Below are 13,161 nucleotides of genomic sequence, written 5' to 3'. Positions count from 1 at the left end.
AAACGCATAAAACCCAGGCATTTCGCCTGATGACTCACAGGCGAGTCTGACAGTTGATTGCAAATGTCAATATCGGATTTCTGGTAAATTCGTGTCCAGATTACTCCTGGATGTCAGAAGTATGTCTGTAGTCACATTTTTGTAACTTTTATGAATGGCGATTAACATCATGCTTTTGGCTTATTTGTCACGGCGTGTAAAGGCGCGCGCCACGCCGCAGACAGCCTGTAAACGATATGCGATGATGCCGTTTTTCTTCTCTGGAGCGACCATGAATCTGCCCACAAAAATTCGCCGCGACTGGCACTACTATGCCGTGGCTATTGGCCTGATTTTTATCATGAACGGCGTCGTCGGCCTGCTGGGTTTTGAAGCCAAAGGCTGGCAAACTTATGCGGTAGGGCTGGTAACTTGGGTAATCAGCTTCTGGCTGGCGGGGTTAGTGATTCGCCGTCGCCCGGAAGAGCCGGACGCGGCGAAAGAGTAACGATTACAGCGTAATGGTGCTCTTCAGGGCGCTGTCCTGGGCGTGGCGCTCCAGCGCCAGCTCAATCAGTTTAGTAATCAACTGCTGATAACTGATGCCGCTGGCCTGCCACAGCTTCGGATACATGCTGATATTGGTAAAGCCGGGCAGAGTGTTGATCTCATTGATAATTACCTGGTTATCCGGCGTCAGGAACACGTCTACCCTCGCCATGCCGCTGCACTCCAGCGTCTGGTAAGCCTGTACCGCGATGGCGCGAATTTTATCGTTGATTTCTGTAGGAATCGCCGCAGGCACGTCCACCCGCGCGGCGTTGCCGTCAATGTATTTGGTGTCGTACGAGTAGAACGCGCTGTTGACGACGATCTCACCGCAGGTGCTGGCCTCGGGACGATCGTTACCCAGCACGGCGCACTCGATCTCCCGGCCCACGATCCCGGTTTCAACCACCACTTTATGATCGAATTCAAACGCCAGATCCACCGCCGCCCGGTATTCCGCCTCGTTGGTCACTTTACTCACACCGACCGATGAACCCTGGTTTGCGGGCTTAATAAACATCGGTACGCCCAGCTTAGTTACAACATACTCAAAGTCATACTGCGAGCGATTGGCGCGAGTCAGGGTGATAAAAGGCGCAACGGACAGGCCGGCATCGCGCAGTAAACGCTTGGCAACATCTTTATCCATGCTGACGGCGGAGCCCAGCACGCCGGAGCCGACAAACGGCAAATTAGCGACGCGCAATAACCCTTGCAGGCAGCCATCTTCGCCGAGGGGACCGTGGACGATAGGGAAAATCACATCCACCTGCGGCAGCCTTTCATGGCTATGGGTTTCGATAAGCTGTTGCACGGTCTGACCGGGGATCAGCGCCAGGGTTTTCTCAGAGCGGTTAAGTGCAATATGCGCGGGATCGTCGGCGTTGAGCAGGTATCCGCTGGCGTCATTCAGATGCCATTCGCCCTGCTTATCAATGCCCATCAGCACCACATCAAACTTCTCTTTATCAATGGCGTCGACGATATTTTTCGCTGATTGAAGTGATACCTCGTGTTCAGAGGATTTGCCGCCGAACACAATCCCTACCCGCAGTTTTGCCATTTCTTTGTCCATCTCATAAAAACGAAAGCACACAACATAGCACGCTCAATCCGGCTATTCATGCTCAATCGTAGGGGGATATAGACGGCAGCCGCTATACTGGTAGTTCACTGGAATGGAGGGCGTGGATGGCGACGACGGGCGGAATGGTGACCGGGCTTTTACTCACTGCGCTGGCGGGGTGGGGCCTTTATGAGTATTTGCCGCCACAGTACAACCCCTTCGCACCGCTCTCCCCCAGCGACCCGCCCACCGTGGTAACCCGTTATAAGCTGCGTCAGTTAGCCAACGATCCGGCGGCCTGTATGGCAGTGCTCAGGCAGGCCAGCGAGCAGGGGATGATCCAGTTTCGGGAACAATCCAGCACGACCGGTAACTGCCCGCTGGATTCTCCGGTGCGCGTCACCCGTTTTGGCGAGGTGCAGCTTAGCAGCAGCTTTCTCGCCAGTTGCCCGCTGGCGCTGAGTTCGGCGATGTACATCCAGCAGCGCGCGGCGCCGTTGGCGCAGCAGATTATGGGCAGCCCGCTGCGGCGCATCGATCATCTTGGCAGCTTTGCCTGCCGCAATATCTACAATCGAGAGCAGGCGCGGCGTAGCGAACATGCCACGGCGGACGCGCTGGACATCAGTGGGTTTCGCTTTGCCAACGGCCAGCAAGTCACGGTACGCAAAGGATGGAATGAAAGCGGGCCGCGCGGCGAAGTGGTGCATGAGCTGTTCAGCCACAGTTGCGCGTATTATGGAAATTCTCTCGGGCCGAACTATAACGCCGCCCATGCCGATCATTTCCATTTAGGCATGCGCGGATTCGGAATTTGTCGTTAAAGCATATTCCCCGGCGTGCAGGCGGTTATTTCGTGATGTGTGTCACGTTTGTTGGCTTTTGTGTGATAAATCACTAAATTTCACCGCACCGCATGGATCGCAAGAAGTCGCAGGCCGACTCTTGCTACCCTGCCATAAGATCTTCACATCTTATTGAAAACGCGCGTTATGGAATCCTGGAAAGTTAATCTTATCTCTGTCTGGTTCGGCTGCTTTTTTACCGGGCTGGCCATCAGCCAGATTTTACCGTTTTTGCCGCTGTACGTGGCGCAGCTTGGCGTGACCTCTCATGAAGCGCTGTCGATGTGGTCAGGGCTGACCTTTAGCGTCACGTTTCTGGTTTCCGCTATCGTCTCGCCGATGTGGGGTAGTCTGGCGGACCGCAAAGGCCGCAAACTGATGCTGCTGCGCGCGTCGCTGGGCATGGCGGTGGCGATCCTGTTGCAGGCGTTTGCCACCAACGTCTGGCAATTGTTCTTTTTACGCGCCCTGATGGGCCTGACATCTGGCTACATTCCTAACGCGATGGCGCTGGTGGCGTCCCAGGTGCCGCGCGAGCGCAGCGGCTGGGCGCTGAGCACGCTTTCCACCGCCCAAATCAGCGGCGTGATCGCCGGGCCGCTAATGGGTGGTTTTCTTGCAGACTGGGTTGGTTTGCATTGGGTATTTTTAATCACCGCCGGGTTATTAATGGTCAGTTTTGTCGTCACGCTGTTCTTTATTAAAGAGGGCGTACGGACGGTTGTGACCAAAGATCAGCGCCTGAGCGGCAAAGCGGTGTTTGCCTCGTTACCTTATCCGGGTCTTATCGTCAGCCTGTTTGTCACTACTCTGGTGATCCAGTTATGTAACGGCTCAGTCGGCCCGATTCTGGCGCTGTTTATCCAGTCGTTAGCCCCGGACAGCAATAACATCGCGTTTTTAAGCGGCCTGATTGCCGCCGTGCCCGGGGTTTCTGCGCTAATGAGCGCGCCGCGTCTTGGCAAACTGGGCGATCGTATCGGTACCGCGCGGATCTTAATGGCGACGCTAATCGTCGCCGTGGTGCTGTTTTTCGCCATGTCGTTTGTTACCAACCCGGTGCAACTCGGCATTCTGCGTTTTCTGCTGGGTTTTGCGGATGGCGCCATGCTGCCAGCGGTACAAACGCTGCTACTGAAATATTCCAGCGACCAGATCACCGGGCGTATTTTCGGGTATAACCAGTCGTTTATGTATCTTGGCAACGTTGTCGGGCCGTTGATGGGCGCGGGCGTCAGCGCCGCTGCGGGCTTTCGCTGGGTATTTATCGCCACGGCAGTGGTTGTACTGATAAATATCGTCCAGCTCGCGGTTGCACTTAATCGCACCGCCGGGAAGAGACGGGAGTAAGCTGATGATATATCATATACAAAAAGAGCGGAGGCCAGAGATTAATAATGGTTGGTGAAGGGTTTAATCGTCCTCTGCAATCATATATATTCAGTGAAACGTTTCGCTGAATATATTATTCGTGGTTTCACATAAATACGATAAAATCGGCAAAATACTACTTTTCCCCCCTATCAAAAATGGGGAGGGGATGTTAACGTCATTTGACTTTTTAAAGGGATAATCTTCATGAAAAACTTAATTGCTGAACTATTAGTGACACTGGCTGATAAAGAGCATGAGTCAAAAGCGTTAGTGGCTCAGGTTGAAGCGTTGGAGATTGTGGTGACAGCGCTGTTGCGTCGCATGGAGCCCAGCGAGCAAGAGGCGCTTATCAACAGCATCGACGGTGCAATGGATGGTGCGCGCGTAAAGTCTGAGGTCTCTGTAGAGGATTCGGAGCTCCTACAGCAGTACCTGAAAAAGCTCCTTAAGCATCCAAGATCCTGATATGTATCTTTAAATGCCTGTTATTTCTTAAGCTTAAGTGAAATTAATCGCTACGCTGATCTCTCTATTATTTCAATGTCATGATGCCGTCGGGAAATAAATAAAAAGCCTTTTTATTTCCCGGCTATCATGCCGCGCTTATTTGTTTAGCCGAAATATAATTAACGATATTACCGTTTCGGTAATTGAACGGCATTTTGCGTAGTCTGAAAATTGCGCCCCTGGATAATAAGCGAACGATCGGGCTTATTTCGCTTTGCTTATTTTTGGTAATGTGTAAAAAAAGACACACAAATTAGTGTTATCCCGGTGGCAATCCTGAAACGCGCCAGTGGTTTTTCTCCTGCGCCAGGCCAGGCTTAAAACGCCTTATTTCAATTGGGATAGTGCTATGAAATCAACATTACTTTTCACAATCCTGGCAGGAATGTTAAGCAGTACGCCAGTCCATGCCGCCGAAAGAGCCTTAACCCCGCAACAGCAGCGAATGACCACCTGCAACCAGCAGGCGACATCGCAGGATCTCAAAGGCGACGCGCGAAAAACCTATATGAGCAATTGCCTGAAGAACAGCCAGTCTGCGCCGGGCGATAAAAGTTTGACGCCTCAGCAGCAAAAAATGAAAAGCTGTAATACCGAAGCGGGAAATAAATCCCTTAGCGGAGATGCGCGTAAAACCTTTATGAGTGAGTGTCTGAAAAAGGCCAGTTAATCATCCATTAGGGTGAGTTTCATTTAGGGCTCACCCTAAATTTCATACTCCGCGCCGTTGACCCGTTTCTATACTCTGGGAAATTTATCCAGTAAATCTCCTATACCAATGAATGATGAACAGACCTTCAGCAAATGGCGTCTCTGGGATATTTCGGCGCGCGAAAAGCCTCTTAACGACGATAAACACCGCAGCGGTTTACGCTTTGCCCGTCGTATCTGGTTGCCACGCACGGTAGGCCATTTTTGCAGTTTCATCATGTTTGCCGGGGTGCTGGTAGACCAGGCGCTGCCAGGATGGTGGTGGCTGGCGCTGGTGATGTACGCCTTTGTGTGGCCGCACCTGGCATTGCAAATTGCTGAACGCGCGTCGGACCCGATGTCGGCGGAGCGGCGCAACCTGATTATCGATACCCTGATGGCGGGCATCGGGATTGCCATCATGGGCGGCAATGCGCTTCCCTGCCTGCTGCTTGCGATGATGGTCAACATGAACAATATCGGCGCATTCGGCGTGCGTTTTTTTGCCACAGGGCTTGTGCTGCAAATGATGACGGCGCTGATGGCCATGCAGTTTATCGACGCGCCTTTTAACGTCACTACCACGCCACTGCAATTTTTCCTCAGTTTACCGACGCTGATCATCTATCCGGCGCTGTTCGCCTTTGTTTGCTATCGCACGGCGGTCAATCTGGCGGAGCATAAGCGGCGGCTACAACTGATCAGCACTCGCGACGGAATGACGGGGGTATATAACCGCCGCCACTGGGAGCAATTGCTGAGCATTGAATATGAAAATGCGCTGCGCTATCGCCGCGCCTCAACGCTGCTGCTGATCGACATCGACCATTTTAAGCAAATTAATGATACTTACGGGCACGATGCCGGCGATAAAGCGATCATTGCCGTGACGCAGTATTTACAGTTAACGCTGCGGGTTAGCGATGTCATCGGGCGGTTTGGCGGCGATGAGTTCGCGGTGATCATGAGCGGGACGACCCCGGAAAGCGCCGTCGCCGCGATGGATCGCGTCCACGAGCGTTTGCAAAACCTGAAAATTGATAATGCCGCGTCGCTGAAGGTGCAAATAAGCGTCGGCATCGCACCGTTCAGTACCCATATGAAAGATTACCAGGCGTGGCTGAAAGCCGCAGACACCGCGCTTTATCAGGCTAAGAAGGCGGGACGTAACCGAACCGAAGTCTATACGGTCACATGAGCGCGTATCTGCGCTCATGTAACACGGCATGTTAACCCTTACTCAGCGCCTCGGATTTCGCCATGCATGTCGTCATGGCTTCCATCACCGCCGCGCGCAGGCCTTTCTCTTCCAGCACTTTTACCGCTTCAATCGTGGTACCACCCGGCGAGCACACCATATCCTTAAGTTCGCCGGGATGTTTCCCGGTTTCCAGCACCATTTTGGCCGAACCCAACACCGCCTGCGCGGCAAATTTATAGGCCTGGGCGCGCGGCATCCCGCCCAGTACGGCGGCGTCCGCCATCGCTTCGATAAACATAAAAACATAGGCGGGTGCGGAACCGCTCACGCCCACGACCGAGTGGATCATGTATTCCGGCACGTTTTCCGCCTGGCCGAAACTGCGGAACATGGCCAGCACCGCGTCGGTTTCTTCCGGTGACACCAGCGCATTGGCGGTAATCGACGTCATCCCGGCATTGACCAGCGATGGCGTGTTAGGCATAGCGCGAATAATTTTGCGGTCATGGCCCAGCGCCACGGCGAGCTGATCGAGCGTGATCCCGGCGGCGATAGACACCACCAGCGAATCTTTATTGAGGCTGGACGCGATATCGCCCATCACTTTCAACATGATGTTGGGTTTTACCGCGCCAAATACGATATCCGCCGCCTGGGCGACTTCCTGTGCGCTTTGCGCGCCGTTGATGCCATATTCGCTCTGCAACGCGGCGACGTTATCGGCTGAAGGGGTATAGACCCAGATATTGCTGGCGGATACGTCGCCGTTGGCGATCAAGCCGCCGAGAATGGCTTTCCCCATATTTCCACAGCCAATAAAACCGATCTTCTTATCCATTTCATCCCTCCATCATGGTTATTTTACGTTGTGCATGGCCTCTAGCTTAACGCGCCTTTTACCGTTTTCGCTATGGCGGCGGCTTTATCCGGTCGTTAAAAGTCGCCATACTTTTACCCAAAGCGGGTAGAATCCGCGTTTTAATTGTCACGCCGCAGGCGGATCTGGAGTCAAAATGTCGATATGGGTAGATGCCGATGCGTGTCCGAACGTAATTAAAGAAGTGCTGTGGCGCGCGGCGGATCGCTGCCAGGTCATGGTGACAATGGTGGCGAACCAGAATCTGCGCGTGCCCCCGTCGAAATTTGTCCGCGCCTGGCGGGTAGAGGCCGGGTTTGACGTGGCGGATAACGAAATTGTACGCCACTGCCAGCCAGGAGATTTGGTGATCACCGCCGATATCCCGCTGGCGGCGGAAGTGATTGCCAAAGGCGCGCATGCGTTAAATCCGCGTGGCGAACGCTATATCGAGGCCACCATTCGCGAGCGCTTAACCATGCGCGATTTTATGGATACGCTGCGGGCCAGCGGCATCCAGACTGGCGGACCGTCAACCCTCAGCCCGCGCGACAGGCAACAGTTCGCCGCCGAGTTGGATAAGTGGTTACTGGCCCGCGCCCGTCGCGTTTAGGTCCAACTGTCGTCGTCGCCGCCGAAATCGTTGCCGAAATCATCATCATTACCGAAGTCCGCATCGTCATTGATGGCATAGTCGTTGACGTTATCCTGGGGTAGCCCGGCGTCCTGGTTGAGAAACTGGCTGTCATCCGCTTCGTTATAATCTTCAACGGCGTTGATTGCGCCGGTATCTGTCGGCTGGGTCGGATCGTCAATGATATTCACGATCTCTTCCGGCTGGCTGTGGCTGAACATGCTGGTTAGCATATTCGCCATAATCACGCCGCCGGCCACGCCCACAGCCGTTTGCAGCGCACCGCCCATAAATCCCTGGCCTCTCGGCGCGCCATAGCCCTGCGCACTGGGTGGCGGCGCGTTGTACTGGCCCGGCGCGGCGCGGGCGTATTGGTCGGCACCCGGGATAGGCTTGTCTACCGGGCGGGCAGGGGCATGATTACCGCCGCCGAATAGCCCGGCAAGAAAACCGCCGCTGCTCTGTTTTTGCTCCGCTTCATGCTCGCGCTGCGCCAGCTGGCCTTCCAGCGCCTGTAGGCGCTGGTTCAACTGTTTGATGGCGGCCTCCTGAATCAGGATGGTTTGCGCCATATAATAGGGGGCCTGCGGCTGCTGCTGGAGATGGTTGACGATACGCGCCTCGGCTTCAGCGTCGCGTGGTGCGCTCTGGCTTTCAGCCTGTTGCAGACGGCTAAAAAGCCCATCGATCAGGCGTTGCTCTTCGGATTGCATGATTCATATCTCCGTCATTATGCATCTGTAATAACTATAATCCTGATTTATCCCCCCGTTCGCGTTACGGGATAAATCTGCAAAACAGGCCCGGTTCTTAAAAGTGGAATCCAGAATGCGTATCAGGGGGTTGTAATTGATAGTCAGTTTCAAGTAAGGTGGGCGCACCTTTCAGTGGTAGAAATTCTTTACATGCAACAGCCTTATTCCACACGGCTTGGTGGCGGTAAAAAGTCGATACATTTCATTTTCGTAACTAAATTTTTACACCTTTCCTGTGTACTAGCTTGCTGGTATGATTACCATTCTAAACGTTAATGACGTCATCTCAACGGCTGAGATGCTGAGGACAATCCTTTCATGACTCAACCCCTTTTTCTGGTCGGGCCGCGCGGATGTGGCAAAACAACGGTGGGTCAGCGTTTAGCGGCATCGCTGGGGTTTCATTTTGTCGATACCGACCGCTGGCTGTTAGAACAAAGCGGCGCGACGGTGGCGGAAATTGTGGAACAAGAAGGATGGCCGGGGTTCCGCGCCAGGGAAAGCCAGGCGTTGCAGGCGGTGACGCAGCCCGCCACGGTGGTCGCCACCGGCGGAGGTATGGTGCTGGCGGAGGTGAACCGTCTGTTTATGCGCAATCACGGCGCGGTGATCTATTTGCAGGTTCCGGCTGTCACCCTGGCACAGCGCCTGCTGGCATCGCCGGAAGAAGAGCAGCGGCCCACGCTGACCGGCAAACCGATGGTCGAAGAAATCGAAGATGTGCTGGCTCAGCGAGAAGCGCTCTACCAGGCGGCGGCGCACCATGTTATTGACGCCAGTCTGCCGGTTGACCTTATCATTGCGCGTATTCTGGAAGTGTTGCGTTTAGCACGCGCCAGCTAGCGGTTGTCTATACTTAATACTTCGAATCCATTGATAAGGAAGTGTTATGGCATCCAGACCCCCGTATCCCCGAGAAGCGCGCATTGTTACGATTGAGAAAGGCACCCCAGGGCAGACGGTGACCTGGTATCAGCTGCGGGCGGATCATCCGAAACCTGACGCATTGATTAGCGAGCATGACACGGAAGCCGAAGCGCTGGATGCGAAGCGGCGCTATGAAGATCCTGATAAAACGTGACGCCATTCACAAGGGAGAGCGGCTGGCTCTCCCTTCCTTCCTCCCTTCACTTCGCCAAATTCTGAATTTTCAATCGCCGGAGCGGTTAAATTCCCGTTACTATTAAAACCTTACTTTAAGACCCGCCGCGACGAGGAGAAAATGCGCGGCAAGATTACCAGAAGCTGCCAGGCTTTATGGTTAATTTATCTCCAATAAATGCATGGCGCGGTAAGCAGTGCAGTAGAAAAGCAAGAGATTAGACAGGCGGAATGAACATGAACCCTACGTTAGCGATACTCACGATTGGCGTTGTACCTGTCAGTGCCATTATGCCGTTACTGGCGGAGCAGGTCCCGGAAGAACAAATTAAGCATATGAGTTTAATGGGATCGCTCAGCAAAGAAGAAGCGCTGCAAGACTATGGCGTCGAGCCCGGTCATGAGGGCATGCTGACATTACTCAGCAATAAAGAAGTCGTGGAAGTGTCGCGTCAAAAAACCGAGCTGGCGTTGCAAAGCGCCATTGAAGTGCTGGAGAACCAGGGGTATGACGTCATTCTGCTCATGAGCACTTACCGCTTCACCAAACTCCATGCCCGCAACGCGATCTTACTGGAGCCGCAGCGCATCATTCCGCCGCTGGTCGCTTCCATTGTCGATGGTCACCAGGTTGGCGTGATTGTGCCAATCCCGGAACTGCTGCCGTTACAGGCTGAAAAATGGGCGATGCTGGAAAACCCGCCGCTGTATGCGCTGGCGAGCCCGGTATTCGGCACCGAGCAGGAGTTGCTGGATGCCGGACGGACGCTCATCGAGCAGGGCGCGGATGTGCTGATGCTGGATTGCCTTGGCTATTACCAGATTCACCGCGATCTGTTGCAGCAGGAGCTGGATGTGCCGGTGCTACTCTCCAACGTGCTGGTGGCCCATCTGGCCTCTGAACTGCTGGTTTAACACAATTTTGTGAGCTGAAGTGGGCTTGCCTGAGATACCCGTCATTGTTAACGCTGCAAGTTATCTGAATTCGGGTATATTGGTTTTTCGACCATTTCTATAAGGGCCAGTCCATGCTTCAAAGTAATGAATACTTCTCCGGTAAAGTGAAATCCATCGGTTTTACCAGTAGCAGCACTGGCCGCGCCAGTGTCGGGGTGATGGCGGAAGGGGAATATACTTTCGGCACCGCCCAGCCTGAAGAAATGACGGTCGTCAGTGGCGCACTGCGCGTGCTGCTGCCAGGGGACGTTGAGTGGAAAACTTACGGACCGGGCGACGTCTTTCATGTGCCTGGCCACAGCGAGTTCCACCTGCAAGTGGCGGAACCCACCTCTTATTTATGCCGCTATCTGTAATTTATTCACCCTCCTCGCGAGGGTGAATGCTGTTAGCGCTGGGCTTCGCCGCCCAACCCTTCCACCAGGCTCTTAATCAGGGCTGCCAGTTCGCCGGTCATCAGAATAAAATCGGCATCGAAACGCTGAGCCACGTCTTCACGGTCGATATCTTCATTCTGATCGCGCAGTTCGTCGGCAAACTTCAGGCGCTTGATCGAACCGTCTTCACACATCATAAACTGGATGCGCTGCTGCCAGTCGAGCGCCAGTTTGGTCACCACTTTGCCCGCTTCGATATGCACGGCGATTTCGTCGCTCACCAGCTCCTGCTGCTTACAGCGGATCACGCCGCCGTCTTCCAGCATGGCTTTCAACTCGGCTTCGTCCATCAACTGGAAACCCTGCGCGGCGCTGCCGCTGCGCACCCATTCGGTCAGGGTCAGTTCCGGCGGCGTTTCCAGGGTTAGCGGCACCACCGGCAGCGAACCCAGGCTTTTTCGCAGCAGCGCCAGGGTGTCTTCGGCTTTTTTGGCGCTGGCACAGTCGACCATAATCAATCCGTTAACGGTATCGATCCACATCATGGTCTGGTTAAAACGGCTGAAGGCGCGCGGCAGTAAAGAGTGCAATACTTCATCTTTCAGCGAATCTTTTTCGGTCTTTTTTAGCTTGCGTCCCTGGTCTGCTTCCAGTTTGGCGATTTTCGCTTCCAGCGCCTGTTTGATCACCGGCGCAGGCAGGATTTTTTCCTCTTTACGGGCGCAGATAACAATTTGACCGTTCGCAGTATGCGTCAGCGCATCACTCTGTGAGCCCATCGGTGGCACCCAACCGGTTTTCGCCATATCCTGGCTGCCACAGGGAGTAAAGGAAAACGCCGCCAGCTGTTTTTCCATTTCTTCGGCTCGCAGCGAGATGTCGCGGCTAACGCGATAAACCATTAAATTTTTGAACCACAGCATGATATTTTCCACGGTCTGGTAGTTAAACGCAGCGGGCATGATAACCAAACCGCCGCTCAGTTTCATGGCCTTTGAGAGAAAGGCCCGCAACCGTCACGCTGATCTGCATAAATAAGGGGCTTCTTGTGCGTATTGGGATTGATTTAGGTGGTACGAAAACTGAAGTGATCGCGCTGTCTGACGACGGTCAGCAATTGTACCGTCACCGGCTGCCCACGCCGCGTGACGATTACGCGCAAACTATCGAAACCATCGCTGAACTGGTGCGCCTGGCGGAAGAGGCCACCGGCGAGCGCGGCACCGTGGGGATGGGCATCCCCGGCTCGATTTCGCCCTATACCGGCGTGGTCAAGAATGCCAACTCAACCTGGCTTAACGGTAAGCCGTTCGATAGCGATCTCAGCGCCCGACTGGGGCGTGAAGTGCGCCTGGCGAATGACGCTAACTGCCTGGCGGTGTCCGAAGCGGTAGACGGCGCGGCGGCAGGGGCGCAAACGGTGTTTGCGGTGATTATCGGCACCGGCTGCGGGTCCGGGATTGCGTTAGGCGGCCGCAGCCATATTGGCGGCAACGGCACGGCGGGCGAGTGGGGCCATAATCCGCTGCCGTGGATGGACGCCGACGAGTTGCGCTATCGCGAAGAAGTGCCGTGTTATTGCGGTAAGCAAGGATGTATCGAGACGTTTATTTCCGGCACCGGTTTCGCCACCGATTACCGTCGGTTAAGCGGGCATCCCCATAAAGGCAGCGAGATTATCCTGCGGGTTGAACAACAGGATCCGGTGGCTGAACTGGCGCTCAGCCGTTACGAGATGCGGCTCGCCAAATCGCTGGCGCACGTGGTGAATATTCTCGATCCTGATGTGATTGTGCTGGGCGGCGGGATGAGCAATGTGGATCGGCTGTATCAGACGGTGCCACAATTGATTAAGCCGTGGGTGTTTGGTGGGGAGTGCGAGACGCCGATATTGAAGGCGAAGCACGGGGATTCGAGTGGGGTACGCGGGGCGGCGTGGTTATGGCCTCAGTAGTGGGCTAGCTCTGGGGTGGAATGTTTCGTTCGCTCTAAGGGTTTATTTATAGGGTGGAATGTTTCGTTCGCTCAAACTATGTTCATTCATGCGACACCGGTGTACGCGAACGAGTCGGAGACGCTCGCCGCCGCGTCCCCGACACCCCAGGCTCCCGGCCAACAAAATCGGCGGCTTTGCCGCTGCCCTCGGCTCCATCTCCTCGCTTCAGGTCGGTCGTGATGCTACATCCTGTAGCTCACGACCTCAGCCCCGCATCCCTGCGGGGCTGACCTGGCTCGTCAATTGCGCCTCGGCGATTTTGATGCCGGATGAA

At 54.6% G+C, this 13,161-nt stretch carries 16 protein-coding genes; 12 read left to right on the top strand and 4 right to left on the bottom strand.

Translation table 11 applies throughout. The features are described 5' to 3' along the window. Positions 1-271: 271 nt before the first annotated feature. Entirely contained in the window at positions 272-487 is a 216-nt protein-coding gene (locus ACVV26_RS16730; protein ID WP_312983713.1) for a DUF2754 domain-containing protein, read from the top strand. 3 nt (positions 488-490) lie between these two features. Here the strand turns inward: ACVV26_RS16730 and ddlA are convergent, their stop codons facing one another. Further along, positions 491-1,591, bottom strand: coding sequence for a D-alanine--D-alanine ligase (gene ddlA / locus ACVV26_RS16725; RefSeq protein ID WP_474798337.1), 1,101 nt, complete (start codon positions 1,589-1,591; stop codon positions 491-493). A 128-nt stretch (positions 1,592-1,719) separates the two neighbouring features. On the opposite strand from ddlA, the gene ACVV26_RS16720 reads away from it, so the two are divergent. The 5 genes from ACVV26_RS16720 (at position 1,720) to adrA (ending at position 6,208) form a co-directional block, all read left to right on the top strand. Beyond that, complete coding sequence (locus tag ACVV26_RS16720) at positions 1,720-2,418, top strand: extensin-like domain-containing protein (protein ID WP_474798336.1); 699 nt, start codon at positions 1,720-1,722, stop codon at positions 2,416-2,418. Positions 2,419-2,586: 168 nt separating this feature from the next. Further along, complete coding sequence (locus ACVV26_RS16715; protein WP_474798335.1) at positions 2,587-3,789, top strand: multidrug efflux MFS transporter; 1,203 nt, start codon at positions 2,587-2,589, stop codon at positions 3,787-3,789. A 228-nt stretch (positions 3,790-4,017) separates the two neighbouring features. Then, positions 4,018-4,278, top strand: a complete 261-nt coding sequence (gene iraP, locus ACVV26_RS16710; RefSeq protein ID WP_474798334.1) for an anti-adapter protein IraP — start codon at positions 4,018-4,020, stop codon at positions 4,276-4,278. Between the two features lie 391 nt (positions 4,279-4,669). Continuing rightward, positions 4,670-4,990, top strand: coding sequence for a phosphate starvation-inducible protein PsiF (psiF, locus tag ACVV26_RS16705; RefSeq protein WP_474798333.1), 321 nt, complete (start codon positions 4,670-4,672; stop codon positions 4,988-4,990). A 108-nt stretch (positions 4,991-5,098) separates the two neighbouring features. Continuing rightward, positions 5,099-6,208 carry a diguanylate cyclase AdrA gene (gene adrA, locus ACVV26_RS16700; RefSeq protein WP_474798332.1) on the top strand — a complete coding sequence of 370 codons (1,110 nt, stop codon included), beginning with the start codon at positions 5,099-5,101 and terminating at the stop codon, positions 6,206-6,208. A 31-nt stretch (positions 6,209-6,239) separates the two neighbouring features. Here the strand turns inward: adrA and proC are convergent, their stop codons facing one another. After that, positions 6,240-7,049, bottom strand: a complete 810-nt coding sequence (gene proC / locus ACVV26_RS16695; RefSeq protein ID WP_474798331.1) for a pyrroline-5-carboxylate reductase — start codon at positions 7,047-7,049, stop codon at positions 6,240-6,242. A gap of 175 nt (positions 7,050-7,224) precedes the next feature. On the opposite strand from proC, the gene ACVV26_RS16690 reads away from it, so the two are divergent. Further along, positions 7,225-7,680, top strand: a complete 456-nt coding sequence (locus ACVV26_RS16690; RefSeq protein ID WP_474798330.1) for a YaiI/YqxD family protein — start codon at positions 7,225-7,227, stop codon at positions 7,678-7,680. On the opposite strand, the gene ACVV26_RS16685 is transcribed toward ACVV26_RS16690, so the two are convergent. After that, positions 7,677-8,414: a DUF2076 domain-containing protein gene (locus ACVV26_RS16685; RefSeq protein ID WP_474798329.1), complete on the bottom strand. Its 738-nt coding sequence runs from the start codon at positions 8,412-8,414 to the stop codon at positions 7,677-7,679. The genes ACVV26_RS16690 and ACVV26_RS16685 overlap by 4 nt on opposite strands. 360 nt (positions 8,415-8,774) lie before the next feature. Here ACVV26_RS16685 and aroL point away from each other — a divergent pair, with 360 nt between their 5' ends. The 4 genes from aroL (at position 8,775) to ppnP (ending at position 10,870) form a co-directional block, all read left to right on the top strand. Continuing rightward, positions 8,775-9,299: a shikimate kinase AroL gene (gene aroL, locus ACVV26_RS16680; RefSeq protein WP_474798328.1), complete on the top strand. Its 525-nt coding sequence runs from the start codon at positions 8,775-8,777 to the stop codon at positions 9,297-9,299. A gap of 46 nt (positions 9,300-9,345) precedes the next feature. Then, positions 9,346-9,537 carry a protein YaiA gene (gene yaiA / locus ACVV26_RS16675; protein WP_312983736.1) on the top strand — a complete coding sequence of 64 codons (192 nt, stop codon included), beginning with the start codon at positions 9,346-9,348 and terminating at the stop codon, positions 9,535-9,537. A gap of 257 nt (positions 9,538-9,794) precedes the next feature. Next, positions 9,795-10,472, top strand: coding sequence for an AroM family protein (locus ACVV26_RS16670; RefSeq protein ID WP_474798326.1), 678 nt, complete (start codon positions 9,795-9,797; stop codon positions 10,470-10,472). A gap of 113 nt (positions 10,473-10,585) precedes the next feature. Continuing rightward, positions 10,586-10,870: a pyrimidine/purine nucleoside phosphorylase gene (gene ppnP / locus ACVV26_RS16665; protein WP_312983738.1), complete on the top strand. Its 285-nt coding sequence runs from the start codon at positions 10,586-10,588 to the stop codon at positions 10,868-10,870. 32 nt (positions 10,871-10,902) lie between these two features. On the opposite strand, the gene rdgC is transcribed toward ppnP, so the two are convergent. Further along, positions 10,903-11,814: a recombination-associated protein RdgC gene (gene rdgC / locus ACVV26_RS16660; RefSeq protein WP_312983742.1), complete on the bottom strand. Its 912-nt coding sequence runs from the start codon at positions 11,812-11,814 to the stop codon at positions 10,903-10,905. A gap of 125 nt (positions 11,815-11,939) precedes the next feature. Between rdgC and mak the strand changes: the two genes are divergently transcribed. Then, positions 11,940-12,845, top strand: coding sequence for a fructokinase (gene mak, locus ACVV26_RS16655; protein ID WP_474798325.1), 906 nt, complete (start codon positions 11,940-11,942; stop codon positions 12,843-12,845). The last annotated feature ends 316 nt before the right edge of the window (positions 12,846-13,161 follow it).

Source organism: Atlantibacter sp. MEI4A-1023, from assembly GCF_056155425.1.
This window is presented reverse-complemented; position numbering and strand designations above follow the sequence as displayed.